Here is a 16,988-nt window from a genome sequence, read left to right on the forward strand (position 1 = left end):
CCAAGCAACTCAATCAACACAAGGCGAGCATGTTCAAGATCAGTACGATGGCGGCTGTCATCAGCGTCAGCCTGGGCCTGGGCGGCTGCAATGTCGCGCCCGTCAAGCGCGACACCTACAATGCGATCACCGATGCCGTCAAGGGCGCGGCAGCCAGCACGGCGCCAGCGGCCCAGCCGGACGCCGTGGAAGCGGCGCTGCTGCCGCCCGTGGCAACCCTGGCCCAGCAATTGCCGAAGGCCCGCGCCGCGCTCGACGAGCGCTTCAACGTGGCCTTCAACAACGTGCCGGCGCGCCAGTTCTTCACCTCCATCGTGGCCGGCACGCGCTACAATATGCTGGTCCACCCCGACATCGGCGGCACGATTTCCGCCAACCTGAAGGATGTGACCCTGTTCCAGGCGCTCGACGCCGTGCGCGAACTGTACGGCTACGACTACAAGGTCGAGGGCACGCAGATCTACATCAAGCCCCTGACCATGCAGACGCGCTTGTTCCATGTCAATTACCTGACGGGCGCGCGCCGGGGCAGCTCCAACCTGCGCGTGTCGTCGACGTCGGTCGGTTCCGTGGGCTCGACCAGTTCGGGCGGCTTGGGCAACGGCCAGAATGGCAACCAGGGCAACAACCAGAATAACGACCAGAACCAGCAAACCAATGGGGGGCAGGGCGGCCGCACCCTCGATAGCAGCAACCTGACCACCTCGTCCACGGCAGACTTCTGGCCGGAATTGAAGGCGGCGCTGGAAGCCATCGTCGGCAGCAGCGACGGCGGCCGGCAAGTGGTGCTCAGCCCGCAATCGGGCGTGGTCGTCATCCGCGCCATGCCGGACGAGTTGCGCAATGTCGACATGTACCTGAAGGCCACGCAATTGTCCGTCGACCGCCAGGTGATCCTGGAGGCGAAGATCCTCGAAGTCGAGCTCAACGACAACACGCAGACGGGCATCAACTGGGCCTCGTTTGCCTCGATCAAGAGCGGCCACACGAACCGCATCTCGACGGGCTTCATCCAGCCGGGCGGCACCCTGGCGCCGCTGCCGTTCAATGGCGGCCAGCCGCCCAACATGACGAATGGCAGCGGCTTGACGGCCAGCAGCGGCTTTGGCCTCAGCTCGGCGGCGAACTCGGCCGGTTCCATGTTCGGCCTGGCTTTCCAGACGGCTAATTTCGCCGCCATGATTTCCTTCCTGGAATCGCAAGGCTCCGTGCACGTGCTGTCGAGCCCGCGCATCGCCACCATGAATAACCAGAAGGCCGTGCTGAAGATCGGCACGGACGAGTTTTACGTGACGGGCGTGTCGACCACCACCAACACCACGGCCAGCGGCGCCACCACCAGCCCCAACGTGACCTTGCAACCGTTCTTTTCCGGCGTGGTGCTGGACGTGACGCCGCAGATCGATGCGGATGGCAACATCATCCTGCACGTGCACCCGTCCGTCAGCCAGGTGTCGACCATCAGCAAGGAAATCGACCTGGGCAGCGCCGGTTCGCTGAAACTGCCGCTGGCCGCCTCCAGCACGTCCGAGATGGACAGCATGGTGCGCAGCCAGGATGGACGCATCGTCGCGATCGGCGGCCTGATGCGCCAGGCCACCACGGCGGACCGCTCGCAGGTGCCGGGCGCGGGCGACATTCCCGTGCTGGGCGCGCTGTTCCGCAACACGGGGCAGGTGATCCAGAAGCGCGAACTGGTGGTGCTGATCAAGCCCACCATCGTCGATGGCGCGAACAGCTGGAACGAGGACTTGCTCGATGCGGGCAAGCGCATCGAGGCGCTCGACCCGCGCCGTCCAGCGGAGCGGCGTTAAATGTACCAGGCCCATTTCGGCTTGCGCGAGGCGCCGTTCGGCCTCACACCCGATACCAGTTTCTTCTTCAACGGCCCGCAGTCGCAAAAGGCGCTCAACACCCTGCTGGTGGCGGCGCGCAATGGCGAGGGTTTCATCAAGATCACTGGCGAAGTGGGCACGGGCAAGACTTTTCTGTGCCGCAAGTTCATGCAGTCCCTGGGGCCGGACTTCGTCACGGCCTACATCCCGAATCCGAACCTGCCGCCCCGTTCGCTGATCCTGGCGCTGGCCGAGGACCTCGATGTCTTGCTGGAAAAAGATATCGAGCAGCACCAGCTGCTGCGCGCCATCAATCTGCGCCTGCTGAATCTGGCGGCGCAGGGCCGGCGCGTGCTGCTGTGCCTGGACGAGGCGCAGGCGATTCCCGTCGACAGCCTGGAAGCGCTGCGCCTGCTGACGAATCTGGAAACGGAAAAGCGCAAGCTGCTGCAGATCGTGCTGTTCGGCCAGCCCGAGCTGGACGTCAAGCTGGCCCTGCCGGAAATCCGCCAGCTGGCGCAGCGCATCACCTTTCACTATCACCTGGGGCCGCTGTCGCGCGACGACGTGGACTTCTATGTGGCGCACCGGCTGCGCGTGGCGGGCTTCGACGGCGCGCGCCTGTTCAGCCGCGGCGGCGTGGCGCGCCTGTACACGGCGTCCGGCGGCATCCCCCGCCTGATCAACATCATGGCGCACAAGGCGCTGATGGTGGCGTATGGCGAAGGGCGGCAGCAGGTCAGCGGCCGCCACGTGGCGCTGGCCGCCAGCGACACCCTGGCCAGCAAGCCCCGTTTTTGGCACCGCCCCTGGCCGTGGCTGGCCGGCGCCGGCGTGCTGGCCGCCGCCTGCGGCGTGAGCTGGACCTTATTGAACCGATGACGAAGATGAGCCTGTAGATGAGCCTGATTAACAAGATGTTGCAAGATCTCGATGCCCGCGGCACCCCCGATGGACGCGGCGACGCGGGCGGCATCCGCTCCGTGCCCGAACGCGAGCGGTGCGTTTCGCGCGCGCTGGTCTTCGGCGGCGCGGCCGGCCTGACGGCCGCCGCCATCGCCCTGGGCTGGGTCTACCTGAAGCGCCCGCCCGTGCCGCCGGTGCTGGTCAATGTGGCCGGCACGCCGGTATTGACTCCCGTATCGGCCCCCGTACCTGCTCCTGTCGCGGTCCCGGCGCCTGCCGCCGTGGTACCAGTGCCGGTGGTGGCCGCAGCGGCGCCCGCCGTCGCGGCGGAACCCGAGCCCGTGTTCCAGGCCCGAGAGGCCGTCCCCATATCCGTCAAGGCGCGTCCAGAGGAGTTGCGCCGCATCACGGAAAAACCCGCCAAGCCTGCCGCCGCGCCCGTGGTGACGCTGGCGGCGCCCGCCGCCAGCGAGCGCATCGTCGACGGCAAGCAAGTCACGCCGCAGCAGCGCGTGGAAAATGAATACCGGCGCGCGCTGGCCCAGTTGCAGGACGGCCGCGTCTCCGACGCCATGCTGGCCTTGCAGCAGACCCTGCAGCTGGACCCGCGCCACCAGGGCGCGCGCGAAACCCTGGTGCGCCTGCTGCTCGAAGCGCAGCGCCCCGACGAGGCGGCCCGCCAGCTGCAGCTGAGCCTGGCGCTGGACCCGAAACAGCCGGCGCAGGCAATGATGCTGGCCCGCTTGCAGCTGGATAAACCCAATGGCGGCACGGCCGCCCTCGACACCTTGACGCGCAGCTTGCCGTACGCCGCCGACAACGGCGAATACCACGCCTTCCTGGCCGGCGTGCTGCAGCGCGAGCAGCGCTACGGCGCAGCGGCGGAACACTACCAGCTGGCCCTGCAGGCGGCGCCCGACAACAGCGTCTGGTGGATGGGCCTGGGGATAGCCTTGCAAGCCGACAAGCACCCGGCCCAGGCGCGCCAGGCCTTCGAGCGGGCCAAGGGCTTGCAAACCCTGTCGCCCCAGCTGCAGGCGTTTGTCGAGCGCAAGCTGGCGCAGCTGACGGCGGCGAAGTAGCCGCCACCGATCGTCAGACGCTTGCATCGGCCGGAGCAAGCCTTGTATCCAAGCACCGTGAAAATTGAGCGGGTCTTTCCCATCCGGCGCAGTAACAGCCGGCATGGGATGTCGACGCAGTCTGGTTTCGCCACCGCCAGCAGCCGGCATTATTCGTTCACGCTTCCGGGCTGGCCGGCGATTGAAGCTGGCATGGAAATTACCGCAGTCCTCGAGCGGGACGGCGACTGGGCAGCGCTGCGAGGCTGGCTGAATCACACCACGGGCGAAGTCGTGGCGCCGACACGCGGCGACCTGATTTTTCCATTGCTCGTCAGCTTACTGATGACGGCCTCAGTCTCCAACGCGTGGAGCGAAGCGGGGCCTTTCCTGATATTTTTGCTGTATGTTTTGCTGTGTGGCTTGCCTCTGGGATACTTCCTGCGGCGGGCGAATCGCGTGCGGCAGGCGTCGGCGGCCCTGACTGTCCTGGCGGTCCCGGCGTGCTGACGCGTACTGCTTCATTGTTCACCCTGGCATGCCCGATGCCGGGCTGCCATCACCATGTCATGGAGAATGCCGTTTGAAATTGCACAATTTAAAACCTGCCGGCCTGCTGGTCGCCTTCTGCTGCGTGTTCAACAGCGCCCTCGCCGCGCCCGCCAGCGCGCCTGCCAGCTACGTTCTTGAGAATACGGAAGTGCGCGACATCCGCGCGCAAGCCTTGAAGCGCGACTACCAGGTGTACGTGGCCTTGCCCGATTCCTATCGGCAGGGCAATAAGCGCTATCCGGTGCTGTTCGTCGTCGATGCCAATTATGCATTTCCCGTCGTGCGCAATATCGCGCAGCGCCTGAACAAGCATGCGGGGATGGAGGAAGTCATCGTGGTCGGCCTGTCGTACGCGAATGGCGATGGCGGCGTGTACAGCCGCCGCCGCGATTACACGCCCACCACGCCGCGCAAGCACGACTACCGCTCGGACATGCCGGGACGGCAGCCGGCGTTCGGCGAAGCGAAGGCGTATGGCCAGTTCGTCTCGGGCGAAGTGTTTCCCTTCATCGCGCAGCACTACCGCGCGAACATGCAGCGCAAGGTGTTTATCGGCCACTCGTACGGCAGCCTGCTGGGCCTGCAATTTTTGCTGACGGAACCGCGCACCTTCGAGCATTACATCCTCGGCAGCCCGTCGCTGTGGTACGACGCCGGCGTGATGTTCGACCGCGAGCAGGCGTATGCCGCCAGCCACAAGGACTTGCCCGCGTCCGTCTTCTTCGGCATCGGCGGCCTGGAAAGGCTGGCGGCGGGCAAGAAGCGTTCGCGCTCGGAAGAGGACGCCGACATGGTGGCCGACTTGCGCGAATTCGACGGGAAGTTGACATCGCACAAGTTCCCCGGCTTGAAAACCCGTTTGCGCGTCTTCGCGGATGAAGATCACGCGAGCGTGTTTCCTTTCGTGCTCACGCATGGCTTGCGGGCGTACTTGACGTCCGCAAAATGAAGGGCGCTCACGGGCGCATCAATGCCGGCAGGATCAGCTTGGTCAGCAATTTTTCGCTGAGGCCATGGGCGTCGCGCACCTGGAAGCTGGTCGTGGTGATAACGACCACGGCACCGAGTTCCGGCAGGACGAGCACTTTATTGCCGCCGGAGCCCGCCATCCCGTAGCTTTGTACCGTGCGGCCATTGGCCGTGAACGGTTGCAGCCACCACAGGTAGCCGTAGTCCATGCCTTCGCGCGCGTTGGCGTGGGGGGCGATCGAGCGCTTGACCCATTCGGCCGGCATCACCTGCTTGCCATGCCAGCGCCCGCCGTCAAGGTAGAGCTGGCCAAGCTTCATCAGATCCACGCTGCGCAGCTGCAAGCCGCCGCCCGTCATGGCGCTGCCCTTGGGCTGGAATTGCCATTTCACCTTGTCGATGCCAAGCGGCTTGAACAGGTTGGCGGCGGCGAAGTCCGGCACACCCTGGCCGCTCGCCTTTTCAAGCAGCGGCCCCAGCAGGGTTACGCCGGCCGTGCAATAGCTCCAGGCGCGGCCATACGGCGATTGCTCGGGGCGGGGCTGCCATTCGGGAAAGCCGCGGATCGGCAGGTCCGCCACGAAGCGGCTCCAGTCCTCCACCAGATACATGCGCTCTTCGTTGCCGCGCGAATGCTGGTTGTCGTCGTCGCATTCAAGCAGCGAGCTCATGGTCAGGAAATCCTCGACCGTGATCTTGTCCTTGCGCGGGTCGGCATGGGCCAGCGGGCGCAGTTCCGGAAAGTAGGGCAGGACGGGGGTGTCGGCACGCAAGAACTTGCGCTCGATGGCCAGGCCGACCAGCATGCCGGCCACCGTCTTGCCAACCGAGCGCGTGTTGCGCAGGCTTTCGGCGCCATCCTTGTCGAAGTAGTGTTCGTAGAGCAGCTTGCCATGCTGCGCCACGACGACGCTGGTGATCTGCTTGTAGTCGCCCGCTTCGATGGCGCTGGTGACGCCGTCCAGTTCGCCCGCGTGGACGCTGCTGCCGAAGGCCAGAAGAAGGGGAAGGTATCGTAACATGGGTGTGCTCCGGGGGTGGAAAAGGACAGTCTAGTCTTGCAATCTGGGCATTGTCTTGAACGTTTGAAACATTTGGCGGCGATAGTTGCTGGGAGTCATGCCGTAGCGGGCCTGGAAGGCGCGGCTCATGTGGCTCTGGTCGGCAAAGCCCACGCTCAGCGCCACGTCGGCCATGCTCAGTTCCGGGCGGCCCAGCAAACCGCAGGCCTGGTCGACGCGGCGCCAGCGCAGCAGCTCGCCCGGCGAGCAGCCCCAGGCCTGGCGGAACACGCGGGCCAGGTGCACGGGATGCACGTCCAGGGCGGCGGCCACGTCGGCGATGCGCAGATGCGTGTCATTGGCCAGGTCCATCACGGCTTCATAGGCCTGGTGGGCCCAGCCGGGCAGGGCGGGGCGCGCCTGCCGGGGCGCCTTGTGCAGGCTGGCCAGCATTTCCCATGCGCCCGCTTCGAGCAGGGCGCCATCGCCGCCGCGGCCGACTTCGCGCGCGAGCCGGAACGCGGCGGCCGCGCTGGCCGTATCGCGCAACATGGTGGCGCACTCCTGGGCCGCATACAATTCCTCGGCGCCCGACAGCAGGGCGGGGTCGAGCGATACCGTCATGAAACTGCCCTTTCCATCGACGAAGCGGTCGCGGTGCGTCGTGCCGGCAGGATTGAAGACGAGGGTGGGCGAAGGCGCGCGCGGCGGGGCGTGCAGGGCGCTGGAAATATACGTGCCGGACAGGACGAAGACGAAATGGGCATCGTCATGCCGGTGCGTTTCGACTTCATCCTCGCCACGCGTGGCCTTCAGGCGGCGGATATCGAAAATGCTGCCGCGCGCGCCGTGATGCACGTCGCCATAGAATTGGCCGGACTTGAACTGGATTGGAGTGGTCATGCTGGCATGGTAGGTGCGGCCGTCCTGACATGCGAGCGCGGGGCGACGAATGGCGCCAGGCGCAGGATGAACGGTCGATACGGGGGCATGCACGGCATGCCGGACGGCAGCATCGGGCCGGCTTTGCACAGCCGCTGGCAGGCGTGCAAGGGGGCTGGGGTGGGTATGTGTAAAATTTGCGCAGCGTTCAGATGTCGTCATCGATACGTCGTCATCGATACTGGATCGCGCCAGGGGCGAGCCGCTGGAATGCCGGGCGCTGCCCGCCAGGCAGTGCCAGCTTCGTCATGAACTCTCCGACCGCCGGAAGCGGTCATCGATAAGGTCAGGTGCAATGCGTACATTGAATGAATTACTGGATAGTGAAGACCCGGCGTTTCCGCTGATACGGCAATGGGCCAGCGAGGCCGACATCCCGGTGGAATTGCTGCCGCCGTCGGCCGGCAGGGAAGATGTGCTGCTGAGCCTGCAGGTCACCACGCGTTCGCCCCTGGGCGCGATCGCCTATGAAACGGGAGGCATCCTGGTGGACGATGGCTGGCTCCGGATATTGGGCTCCGGACATGGCAAGCTCGGCCGTAACATTGCTACGTGGAACGAAGGAAAGGCCGACGGTTTTCTGCTGGTGGCCGACGACGTGCTGGGCGGCTTTTTTGCCATCAACGGCGGTGCGCTCGGGCCGGACCAGGGCAAGCTGTATTACCTGGCTCCCGAGACACTGGCGTGGGAAGGGCTGGAGATCGGCTTCACGGCATTTGTCGAATGGGCCTTTACCCGCCAGTTGCGGCAGTTTTACGGCCGGCAGCCCGGCGATGCGGAGGACTTTGACGAATTGCCCCTGTCCGGCGATCTATGCCTGAATTTTTATCCATTTCTGTGGACGCAGGAAGGTTCCCTCAAGACCAGTTCGCGGCGCGCCATGCCGGTGGAAGAGCAGTGGGCGCTCAACCTTGATCTGCAACAGAAGTTGCTGGATGCTCCTGCGGGCACGAGCTGAGGCGGGTTTACAAGCGCGCTTCGTCGCCCCACACATGGCGCATGCTGAAATGCAGGCCGGCATCGTCTTCGTGCAGCGAGGAAACGATGGCGAACTGGCTGTTGCCCGTGTCGCGCGGTGGCATCTGCGCCAGCTCGGCGGCGGCCAGCGGCACGCCTTGCGCGTCACTGAGCGGGTGGACATGGGTGGCGCCCCGCTGCGTGACGACGCCCAGTTCGCCGCTGCGCAGGCGCACTAACGTCCCGGGCGGATATTTTCCCAGCAAGTTGACGAATTGTTCGCCCAGCAGCGGGTCGATGGGCACGCCCTGGTCGAGGAAGATGTGCTGCAGGGCCTGGTCGGGCACGATGGAACGCCGGTAGTTGCGCGCGGAAACGCGGGCGCAATAGCGGTCGGCCAGGCCGATCAGCTTGGCGTTTTGCAGGATTTCATCGGCCGTGCGGCCCTGCGGATAGCCGCTGCCGTCGTCGTTTTCATGGTGCAGCAGCACGCAGCTCAGCCATTCCTCGTCATCGACGCCCGCGCAGCGCAGCAGTTCCGTGCTTTCCTGCGGATGCTGGCGCACGATGCGCATCTCTTCGTCGTTCAAGGGGCCGCGCCGGTCCTGGAAGCTGTCGTGGTGGCGCAGCATGCCCACGTTCATCGTCAGCGCGGCCGCGCCGATCAGCAGCAGCTCATCGTGGGACTTGTGCATGCTGCGGCCCACCAGCATGGCCAGCAGGGCCGTCTCGATGCAGTGGCGCACGGCGTAGCTGCCGGCGATCTGGTTGAGCAGGATGCTGGCCAGCGCGATGTCGGCATCGTGTTCGAGCGCGCGCAGCAGTTCGCGGGCGATGTCGCGCACGTCGCGCTCGGCATTGTTTTCGCTGCGCAAGTCGAGCAGCAGGCGGTCCAGGCGCTGCGCCGCCTCGTTCAGCAGGCGCAGCACGGACGGCTGGTCCGGTGCGCCCACGTACAGGCCCAGCTGCAGCAAACGGCCCAGCTGCGTGCCGTCCGTGATGATCTGTCCCTTGCGTAGTTGCGGGCCAGCACTATGGTCCGCCAGAAAAAGATCCCAGGGCAGGGGTTCGCCGGGAACCAGGTCGGCGGGGCCGATGCGACGCTGTACCATGCTGTCTTCCTTTGCTCCGCCGCAGCGAAGCCATGTTCAGTGCTCGGTTATATGCTGCGCAGGCGCTCCAGCGCCAGGCGCAAGGTGTCGTCCTGCTTGGCAAAGCAGAAGCGCACGATGCCCGACTCCTTGCCCTGCGCGTAAAACGCGGAGACAGGGATGGCGGCCACCTTGATCTCGGTCGTCAGCCATGCGGCGAACTGCGCTTCGGTCTCTTGCGAAATGGCATCGTAGCGCACGCACTGGAAATACGTGCCGTCGGCCGGCAGCAGGGTGAAGCGGCTGCCCGCCAGGCCGTCGCGGAACAGATCGCGCTTGCGCTGGTAAAACGCGGGCAAGTCCAGGTAGGGCTGCGGGTCGGCCATGTAGCCGGCGATGCCGTGCTGCATGGGCGTGTTGACGGTAAATACGTTGTACTGGTGCACCTTGCGAAATTCCGCCGTCAGGGCTGCTGGCGCGGCCACGTAGCCCACTTTCCAGCCCGTCACGTGATACGTCTTGCCGAAGCTGGAGACGATGAAGCTGCGCGCCGCCAGTTCCGCGTTGCGGCTCAGGGACGCGTGCGGCACGCCGTCGTACACCATGTGCTCATAGACTTCGTCGGACAGGATCAGGATCTGCGTGCCGCGCACGATGTCGGCCAGCGCCGCCACGTCGGCAGGGCGCAAGATCGTGCCCGTCGGATTGTGCGGCGTATTGATGATGATCAAGCGCGTCTTGCTGCTGACGGCAGCGGCCAGCTTGTCCCACGGCACGCTGTAGCCTTGTTCACCCACTTGCATGGACACCAGCACGGGCACGCCGCCGGCCAGCGCGATGGCGGGCAAATAGCTGTCGTAGGCCGGTTCGATGACGATGACTTCGTCGCCCGGGTGGACGCAGCACAGGATGGCCGTGGTGAGCGCCTGCGTGGCGCCGGCCGTGACGGTGATTTCCGTGCCCGCATCGTAGGCGTGGCCGTACAGGCGGGCGATCTTTGCGGCAATCGCTACGCGCAAGGGCGCGGCGCCCGTCATCATCGGATACTGGTTGTGGCCGGCGCGCATGGCGTCGCTGACCAGCTCGACCAGGGCCGGGTCGCAACCGAAGTCGGGAAAGCCCTGGCCCAGGTTGACGGCGCCATGCTGGGCCGCCAGGCTGGACATGCGGGTAAACACGGTGGTGCCCACCAGAGGCAAACGGGTGGTCAGGGTGGGCGTCAGGTGGGGCAGGGACGGGCTGTTCATGAACGGTAGGGCCGCGGTGCGGAAAGTGGAATCATGTCCCATTCTAGCGCAGCGCGTGGCGTTCCGTGCAGGCCTCGATGGCTCAGCTTGCCAAGCTCCAGCCTTCCGGCACCATGATCTTGAACATGCCGGCCTTGGCCGTCTTGCGGGCCAGTTTCAGCAGCGCCTTGTCCTTGGTGATGAGCATGTCGGCGCTGGCGTCGCGTGCCAGTTCGAGGAATTTCTGGTCGTCCTTGTCCGTGCAGACGGGCAGGCGCACGCCGGACACGGGCGGCGCCACGACGGTGATGTGGGCATCGAAGCGGGCGGCGGCAACGGCGCGGCTGGCTTCATCGAGCGGCAGGTGTTTGTAGTGCAATACGACAAGATATTCCGCGCGGCAATCCTCGCGCGTGATGGCTTGCACGGCGCCGCTTTCCATGGCCGCCAGCAGGGGCGCCCAGCGCGGGTCGTTGAAGACGAACAGGTCGAGGCAAACGTTGGTGTCGAGGACGAGTTTTTGTGGAGCAGGTATCATGTCGGCAATTCTATTCTGTAGTGATAATTTATGTTGATCGTGCTTTCGCCCGCCAAGAGTCTCGACCTGGAGACGCCGCCAACCACTTCCTTGCACAGCACCCCCGATTTTCTCGACCATTCCGCCCAGCTGATCGAGCGCATGCGCCAGTTTTCGCCGGCCGAAGTGGGTAGCCTGATGGGCATTTCCGACGCCTTGTCCGCCCTCAACGTGGCCCGCTACGCGTCCTGGACTCCCAAACTGGCCGAAGCGCGCCAGGCCATCATGGCCTTCAACGGCGACGTGTATGCCGGTTTCGAGGCGCGCAGCCTGCAGCCGTCCCAGCTCGACTATGCCCAGTCGCGCGTGCGCATCCTGTCGGGCCTGTACGGCTTGCTGCGTCCGCTGGACCTGATCCATCCGCACCGCCTGGAAATGGGCACGCGTTTGTCGACGGCGCGCGGCAAGGATCTGTATGCGTTCTGGGGCGACACCATCACCAATGGCCTGAACCGCACGGCCAGGGAGCAGGGCGCGAAGGTGCTGGTCAATCTTGCATCCGAAGAATATTTCAAATCTGTCAAGCCGCGCCAGCTGGACGTGCCCGTCATCGCGCCCGTGTTCGAGGACTGGAAGAACGGCAAGTATAAGATCATCTCGTTCTACGCCAAGCGCGCGCGCGGCATGCTGGCCCGCTATGCGGCCGTCAACGCCATCCGCGACCCGGAACAGCTGAAGCAGTTCGACGTCGACGGCTACGGTTTCGTGCCGGAAGCGTCGAACGATACCAGCTGGGTATTTAGACGCAAAGTGGGCGAATAAGCGCGCATGAATCGGTAAAGCCTCCTCGTTGCAAAAGCCGGGGTCGTACCCTGAGGGTATGACCCCGGTCCTTGCTTTTGGGGTTGAAGCAAGAAAAAAAACCGGGCTAGCCCGGTTTTTTATTGCAGCTTACTTACTGCCAGAATTTCCACCACTTGCGTTCCTTGTTCACCCCTTCCGGGCTGAGGAATGCCGTGTTCGGGTAGTTCTTGGTCAGCACGCGCAAAGCGTCGTCGCGCAAGTCGGTCAAGCCCAGCTTGTCATACGAGCGGTACATGATGAACAGCGCTTCTTCGATGGCAGGCGAGGCGGCAAAGTCGCTGATCGTCGTTTGCGCGCGGTTGGCAGCGGCCAGGTAGGCGCCGCGGCGGTAGTAATAGCGGGCCACGTGGACTTCGTATTTCGCCATCGCATCGATCAGATAGTTCATGCGGGCCAGCGAATCGGGCGCGTACTTGCTATTTGGGAACTTGTCGACCAGTTGCTTGAAGGCGGCAAACGCTTCGCGCGTGGCTTTCGGATCGCGCTCGGTCGGGTCTTGCTCGTACAGGAAGTTCAGGAAGCTGATCTGGTCGTTAAAGCTGATCAAGCCCCGCAAGTAGTACATATAGTCCACATTGGCGTGGTTCGGATGCAACTTGATGAAGCGTTCGACGGCGGCCAATGCCTGAGCCTGGTCTCCCGACTTATAATACGCGTAAGCGATCTCCATCTGCGCTTGCAGAGCATAGTTGCCGAAAGGATAGTTAGCCTCCAGCTTCTGGAACAGGCCGATTGCAGCTTCATAGTGCTGCCCGGCCATTTCTTCACGCGCCTCCGAGTATAATTTCGTAACGGACCAGTTTTTGGTCTCATCCACTTTTTCAGGCAACAAGCTGCAAGCGGACATGCCGAGCAGAACGACTGAAGCGACTACCAACGATAATTTTTTTTGCATGACGTTTTGCAAGAAGGTTTTAACCAAGATTTTACAATAGGCTGATTATAGCCGATGGGAATGCTGTGATATTAACTCCGAAGCCTAATTTGGCTGACCCCGCGTTTGACTCCCTTTCTGACCATGCTGCCGAAGAGGCGTTTGACGGCGATTTTGCCGCCGACGACGTCTTCGAGGAAATGGCCCCGATTACATTGGAACTGACGCCGGACGCCTGCGGCCACCGCCTCGATAAAGTCATCTCCAAGCTGGTGCCGCAATACTCGCGCAGCCGCTTGCAATTGTGGCTGGAAGCCGGTTTCGTGACCGTGGACGGAAAAGTTGCCAAACGCAACATGACCGCCTATGGCGACGAGAAGATCGTCATTCTGCCGCAAAGCGCGCCGGAAGACGAGGCTTTTAAGCCGGAAGCGATGGAATTGAACATCGTGCACGAAGATGAGCATATCATCGTGATCAACAAACCGGCCGGACTGGTCGTGCATCCGGGCCCCGGCAACTGGTCGGGCACCCTGCTCAACGGCCTGCTGCACCACTGCCCGCAACTGGCCGGCGTGCCGCGCGCCGGCATCGTGCACCGCCTGGACAAGGATACCAGCGGCCTGATGGTGGTCGGCAAGACCCTCGCTTCGCAAACGGACCTGGTGCGCCAGCTGCAGGCGCGCACCGTCAAGCGCGAATATTTCGCCCTCGTGTGGGGCACGCCGAAGGCGGCGGGCACCATCGATGCGTCGATCGCGCGCCACCCGCGCGACCGGGTCAAGATGGCCGTCTCGGAAAACTTCACGGCCAAGCCCGCCATCACGCACTATGAATTGATCGGCAGCGGCGAACTCGACCGCCGTCCCGTGAGCCTGATGCAATGTCGCCTGGAAACTGGCCGCACGCACCAGATCCGCGTGCACATGCAGCATCTGGGCTTTGCGCTGGTCGGCGACTATGTATATGGCAAGCAGCACCTGGTGTCCGTGTTCTCGCGCCAGGCGCTGCAGGCGCGCCGCCTGGGCCTCGTGCATCCGGCCACCCTGGAAGCGTGCGAGTGGATCGTGCCGCTGGCCGACGACTTCGCGGAATTGATCGCCACCGCCGGTATTCCCGAGCCGGAACAAGCCTGATGACGGCACCGTTGTCTTGCCTGATTCCCCATTGGCCCGGCTTGCCCGCCAACGTGGGCGCGCTGGCGACCGGGCGCGCGGGCGGCGTCAGCCAGGCAGCATATGGTGACGGGCAGGGCGGCGGCGGCTTGAACCTGGGTACGCACGTGGGCGACGACCCCGCGCACGTGGCGGCCAACCGCGCGCGCCTGGCCGCCATGCTGCCGTCGCAGCCGGCCTGGCTGTCGCAGGTGCATGGCGTGGCCGTGGCCGATGCCGGCAAGCTGGACGGGTGCGTGCCCGATGCCGATGCCAGCATCGCCACGCAGGCGGGCGCCGTGTGCGTGGTGATGACGGCCGATTGCCTGCCCGTGCTGTTCAGTTCAAGCGACGGCCTGGTCGTCGGCGCGGCCCACGCGGGCTGGCGGGGCCTGGCCAACGGCGTCTTGCAGCGCACGCTGGCATCGATGCGGGCGCAGGGCGCGACGGATATCCTCGCCTGGCTGGGGCCGGCCATTGGTCCGCAGCAATTCGAGGTGGGGCACGACGTGCTGCAGGCGTTTCAAGACGGCGCGCGCGATGATGCCGAGCGGCAAGTGCTGTCCGCCGCGTTCACCGCCATCGCTGGCAAGCCGGGCAAGTACCTGGCCGATATCTACGGCCTGGCGCGCACCATGCTGCTGCGCGATGGCGTGGCGCAGGTGGCGGGCGGGGAATACTGCACCGTCAGCGATGCGGCGCAGTTTTACTCCTACCGGCGCGATGGCATTACGGGAAGACAGGCCAGCTTGATCTGGCGCAAATAATCTGCACGGCAGGCACTTATGTGTCTGCCGTTTTTGTTTTATCGTCTGCTGAGGCATGCGCGCGGGCTTGCATGTCTGCGATACGCTGGGCCTGGCGTTTGCGTCGCCGCGAGCCCGTCAGATAGAATAGGATGGACAGGGGGATGACGCAGTACAGCACGAAGGTCATCACCCCGGCGACGATGGACGGTTCCGTCAGCGCCATGAGGCCGACGACGTAGATCCAGGCAACAGCGGTCATGAGCATCATGAGTGGTGGCAGTGAGTAAAAGTTTGCATGCAGGTGGCCCAGAAGTAATTATTTATTAATTCTTGAATGGATTTATATAGCTATGAATATGCCCGATCCTCAAATGATGACCAAGGAATGGATGGCGCAGATCAGCAATCCTGAGCAGTGGAAGACGTGGTTCAACATGGTACCGCAGCCCGCCGGCAATCCGATTGCCGGCATTTTGCAGGATGCGGGCGCCAGCATCAAGCCGGAAGCGATCGAGCAACTGAAAAATGCCTACGTGGCCAAGCTGACGGGCTTGTGGGTTGACTTTATGGCCGGCAAGACACCGGAACTGAAAGACCGCCGCTTCGCCGCGCCCGCCTGGCACGCCAGCCCCCTGTCGGCCTTCAATGCGGCAGCCTACCTGCTGAACGCGGAATTCCTCAGCGCCATGGCCGATGCCGTGGAGGCGACGCCGCACCAGAAGCAAAAGATTGCGTTTGCCGTGCAGCAAATCGTCGACGCCATGTCGCCCGCCAACTTCCTCGCCACCAATCCCGACGCCCAGCAAACCCTGATTGAAACCAAGGGCGAGAGCCTGGCCAAGGGCTTGAGCAATATGCTGGCCGACATGGGCAAGGGCCGCATCTCGCAGTCCGACGAATCGGCTTTCGAAGTGGGCCGCAACGTGGCCACCACGCCGGGCACCGTGGTGTTTGAAAACGCCCTGTTCCAGCTGCTCCAGTACACGCCGGCGACGGCCACGGTACACCAGCGGCCGCTGCTGATGGTGCCGCCGTGCATCAATAAATTCTATATCCTTGACTTGCAGCCGGAAAACTCGCTCGTGCGCTATGCGATAGAGCAGGGCAATACCGTGTTCCTGATGTCCTGGCGCAATCCGGACATGAGCATGCAGCATCTGACGTGGGACGATTATGTCGAGCAAGGCGTGATCGAAGCCATCAAGGTCACGCAGGACATTTCCGGCCAGGACAAGCTCAATATGTTCGGCTTTTGCGTGGGCGGCACCATCGTTTCGACGGCGCTGGCCGTGCTCAAGGCGCGGGGCGAGAATCCGGCCGCCAGCCTGACCCTGCTGACCACCTTCCTCGATTTCTGCGACACGGGCGCGCTCGACGTCTTTATCGACGAGCCGCAAGTGGCGCTGCGCGAGCAGACCCTGGCCAAGGGGGGGCTGATGTCGGGCCGCGACCTGGGCAGCACGTTCTCCAGCCTGCGGCCGAACGACCTCGTATGGAATTACGTGCAGTCGAACTACCTGAAGGGCAAGGAACCGCCCGCGTTCGACTTGCTGTACTGGAATGGCGACGGCACGGGCTTGCCGGGCCCCATGTTCTGCTGGTATCTGCGCAATACCTACCTGGAAAACAGCCTGAAAGTGCCGGGCAAGCTGACGGTGGCCGGCGAAAAGGTCGACCTGAGCAGCATCGACGCGCCCGCCTTCATCTACGGTTCGCGCGAAGACCATATCGTGCCCTGGGGCGCGGCGTATGCCAGCACGGCCTTGCTGAATCCGAAAAAACCGAAAGCCAACCGCTTCATCCTGGGTGCGTCGGGCCACATCGCCGGCGTGATCAACCCCGCGTCGAAGAAAAAGCGCAGTTACTGGAGCAATGACGCAGGCAAAGGCGCACGCGCGGCGAAAGCCAAGCCCTTGACGGCCGAGCAATGGATGGACGGCGCGACGGAGCACGCGGGCAGCTGGTGGCCCGAATGGGCGGCCTTCCTGGCCGAACATGGCGGCGCCCAGGTGAAGGCGCCGGGCAAGCCGGGCAACAAGCGCCACGCGGCAATCGAGCCCGCGCCGGGGCGGTATGTTAAAGTCAGGGCAGACTAGTTTATAAAAGCTGCTCGCCAGGCAAGGCCGGCGTAATCTCCGGTCTTGCCAAGAACTTACTTTTAGTTGCGTTGCAATAAATGCGGGAATCTACTACCCTGATGTGCAATAGAGCCGTTTTCCACTCTATAATGGAAAAAGTAGGCAGGTGCGAAAGCGGACCGACGTTCGCTTTTTTTTCGGATTAACTCTGT

17 protein-coding genes are annotated in these 16,988 nt (G+C 63.9%); 10 read left to right on the forward strand and 7 right to left on the reverse strand.

The window, feature by feature from the left end; genetic code table 11:
- Positions 1-29 precede the first annotated feature (29 nt).
- The 5 genes from mshL (at position 30) to GCN74_RS23130 (ending at position 5,303) form a co-directional block, all read left to right on the forward strand.
- Positions 30-1,814, forward strand: coding sequence for a pilus (MSHA type) biogenesis protein MshL (mshL, locus tag GCN74_RS23110; protein ID WP_152258840.1), 1,785 nt, complete (start codon positions 30-32; stop codon positions 1,812-1,814).
- Entirely contained in the window at positions 1,815-2,717 is a 903-nt protein-coding gene (locus GCN74_RS23115) for an ExeA family protein (RefSeq protein ID WP_152258841.1), read from the forward strand. It begins immediately after the preceding gene.
- Between the two features lie 17 nt (positions 2,718-2,734).
- On the forward strand, positions 2,735-3,823 hold the full coding sequence (locus GCN74_RS23120) for a tetratricopeptide repeat protein (RefSeq protein ID WP_152258842.1): 1,089 nt from the start codon (positions 2,735-2,737) through the stop codon (positions 3,821-3,823).
- Between the two features lie 42 nt (positions 3,824-3,865).
- Positions 3,866-4,312, forward strand: a complete 447-nt coding sequence (locus GCN74_RS23125) for a hypothetical protein (protein ID WP_152258843.1) — start codon at positions 3,866-3,868, stop codon at positions 4,310-4,312.
- A gap of 73 nt (positions 4,313-4,385) precedes the next feature.
- Complete coding sequence (locus tag GCN74_RS23130) at positions 4,386-5,303, forward strand: alpha/beta hydrolase (RefSeq protein WP_152258844.1); 918 nt, start codon at positions 4,386-4,388, stop codon at positions 5,301-5,303.
- A gap of 7 nt (positions 5,304-5,310) precedes the next feature.
- Here GCN74_RS23130 and GCN74_RS23135 read toward each other — a convergent pair whose 3' ends face one another.
- Positions 5,311-6,345: a serine hydrolase domain-containing protein gene (locus GCN74_RS23135; protein WP_152258845.1), complete on the reverse strand. Its 1,035-nt coding sequence runs from the start codon at positions 6,343-6,345 to the stop codon at positions 5,311-5,313.
- Positions 6,346-6,375: 30 nt separating this feature from the next.
- Positions 6,376-7,227 (reverse strand): helix-turn-helix transcriptional regulator, encoded by an 852-nt coding sequence (locus GCN74_RS23140; RefSeq protein ID WP_193317212.1) that lies wholly within the window; start codon positions 7,225-7,227, stop codon positions 6,376-6,378.
- Positions 7,228-7,561: 334 nt separating this feature from the next.
- Between GCN74_RS23140 and GCN74_RS23145 the strand changes: the two genes are divergently transcribed.
- Complete coding sequence (locus tag GCN74_RS23145; RefSeq protein ID WP_152258847.1) at positions 7,562-8,224, forward strand: DUF2625 family protein; 663 nt, start codon at positions 7,562-7,564, stop codon at positions 8,222-8,224.
- Between the two features lie 7 nt (positions 8,225-8,231).
- Here the strand turns inward: GCN74_RS23145 and GCN74_RS23150 are convergent, their stop codons facing one another.
- The 3 genes from GCN74_RS23150 to GCN74_RS23160 all read right to left on the reverse strand — a co-directional run bounded on the left by GCN74_RS23150 (position 8,232) and on the right by GCN74_RS23160 (position 11,078).
- Positions 8,232-9,335 (reverse strand): HD-GYP domain-containing protein, encoded by a 1,104-nt coding sequence (locus tag GCN74_RS23150; RefSeq protein ID WP_152258848.1) that lies wholly within the window; start codon positions 9,333-9,335, stop codon positions 8,232-8,234.
- 47 nt (positions 9,336-9,382) lie between these two features.
- Positions 9,383-10,561, reverse strand: a complete 1,179-nt coding sequence (locus tag GCN74_RS23155; RefSeq protein WP_152258849.1) for a pyridoxal phosphate-dependent aminotransferase — start codon at positions 10,559-10,561, stop codon at positions 9,383-9,385.
- An 82-nt stretch (positions 10,562-10,643) separates the two neighbouring features.
- Positions 10,644-11,078 carry a putative toxin-antitoxin system toxin component, PIN family gene (locus tag GCN74_RS23160; RefSeq protein ID WP_152258850.1) on the reverse strand — a complete coding sequence of 145 codons (435 nt, stop codon included), beginning with the start codon at positions 11,076-11,078 and terminating at the stop codon, positions 10,644-10,646.
- Between the two features lie 30 nt (positions 11,079-11,108).
- Between GCN74_RS23160 and yaaA the strand changes: the two genes are divergently transcribed.
- Complete coding sequence (gene yaaA, locus GCN74_RS23165) at positions 11,109-11,879, forward strand: peroxide stress protein YaaA (protein ID WP_152258851.1); 771 nt, start codon at positions 11,109-11,111, stop codon at positions 11,877-11,879.
- Positions 11,880-12,012: 133 nt separating this feature from the next.
- Here yaaA and GCN74_RS23170 read toward each other — a convergent pair whose 3' ends face one another.
- On the reverse strand, positions 12,013-12,816 hold the full coding sequence (locus GCN74_RS23170) for an outer membrane protein assembly factor BamD (protein WP_152258852.1): 804 nt from the start codon (positions 12,814-12,816) through the stop codon (positions 12,013-12,015).
- An 89-nt stretch (positions 12,817-12,905) separates the two neighbouring features.
- On the opposite strand from GCN74_RS23170, the gene GCN74_RS23175 reads away from it, so the two are divergent.
- Positions 12,906-13,931: an RluA family pseudouridine synthase gene (locus tag GCN74_RS23175; RefSeq protein ID WP_152258853.1), complete on the forward strand. Its 1,026-nt coding sequence runs from the start codon at positions 12,906-12,908 to the stop codon at positions 13,929-13,931.
- Entirely contained in the window at positions 13,931-14,716 is a 786-nt protein-coding gene (pgeF, locus tag GCN74_RS23180; protein ID WP_152258854.1) for a peptidoglycan editing factor PgeF, read from the forward strand. Before GCN74_RS23175 ends, pgeF begins: the two co-directional genes overlap by 1 nt.
- A gap of 16 nt (positions 14,717-14,732) precedes the next feature.
- Here pgeF and GCN74_RS23185 read toward each other — a convergent pair whose 3' ends face one another.
- The gene (locus tag GCN74_RS23185) at positions 14,733-14,966 is read right to left on the reverse strand and encodes a hypothetical protein (protein ID WP_226939182.1); all 234 of its coding nucleotides are present in this window, start codon (positions 14,964-14,966) and stop codon (positions 14,733-14,735) included.
- Positions 14,967-15,048: 82 nt separating this feature from the next.
- Here GCN74_RS23185 and phaC point away from each other — a divergent pair, with 82 nt between their 5' ends.
- Entirely contained in the window at positions 15,049-16,794 is a 1,746-nt protein-coding gene (gene phaC, locus GCN74_RS23190; protein ID WP_193317213.1) for a class I poly(R)-hydroxyalkanoic acid synthase, read from the forward strand.
- Positions 16,795-16,988: the final 194 nt, after the last annotated feature.

The organism is Janthinobacterium sp. FT14W, assembly GCF_009208755.1.
GTDB lineage: Bacteria > Pseudomonadota > Gammaproteobacteria > Burkholderiales > Burkholderiaceae_D > Janthinobacterium > Janthinobacterium violaceinigrum.

Excerpts from the sequence above, each read along its gene's own strand:
- mshL (WP_152258840.1), top strand. The coding sequence starts at position 30 with ATGTTCAAGATCAGTACGATGGCGGCTGTCATCAGCGTCAGCCTGGGC.
- GCN74_RS23115 (WP_152258841.1), top strand. The coding sequence starts at position 1,815 with ATGTACCAGGCCCATTTCGGCTTGCGCGAGGCGCCGTTCGGCCTCACA.
- GCN74_RS23120 (WP_152258842.1), top strand. The coding sequence starts at position 2,735 with ATGAGCCTGATTAACAAGATGTTGCAAGATCTCGATGCCCGCGGCACC.
- GCN74_RS23135 (WP_152258845.1), bottom strand. The coding sequence starts at position 6,345 with ATGTTACGATACCTTCCCCTTCTTCTGGCCTTCGGCAGCAGCGTCCAC.
- GCN74_RS23140 (WP_193317212.1), bottom strand. The coding sequence starts at position 7,227 with ATGACCACTCCAATCCAGTTCAAGTCCGGCCAATTCTATGGCGACGTG.
- GCN74_RS23145 (WP_152258847.1), top strand. The coding sequence starts at position 7,562 with ATGCGTACATTGAATGAATTACTGGATAGTGAAGACCCGGCGTTTCCG.
- GCN74_RS23150 (WP_152258848.1), bottom strand. The coding sequence starts at position 9,335 with ATGGTACAGCGTCGCATCGGCCCCGCCGACCTGGTTCCCGGCGAACCC.
- GCN74_RS23155 (WP_152258849.1), bottom strand. The coding sequence starts at position 10,561 with ATGAACAGCCCGTCCCTGCCCCACCTGACGCCCACCCTGACCACCCGT.
- GCN74_RS23160 (WP_152258850.1), bottom strand. The coding sequence starts at position 11,078 with ATGATACCTGCTCCACAAAAACTCGTCCTCGACACCAACGTTTGCCTC.
- yaaA (WP_152258851.1), top strand. The coding sequence starts at position 11,109 with ATGTTGATCGTGCTTTCGCCCGCCAAGAGTCTCGACCTGGAGACGCCG.
- GCN74_RS23170 (WP_152258852.1), bottom strand. The coding sequence starts at position 12,816 with ATGCAAAAAAAATTATCGTTGGTAGTCGCTTCAGTCGTTCTGCTCGGC.
- pgeF (WP_152258854.1), top strand. The coding sequence starts at position 13,931 with ATGACGGCACCGTTGTCTTGCCTGATTCCCCATTGGCCCGGCTTGCCC.
- GCN74_RS23185 (WP_226939182.1), bottom strand. The coding sequence starts at position 14,966 with ATGATGCTCATGACCGCTGTTGCCTGGATCTACGTCGTCGGCCTCATG.
- phaC (WP_193317213.1), top strand. The coding sequence starts at position 15,049 with ATGAATATGCCCGATCCTCAAATGATGACCAAGGAATGGATGGCGCAG.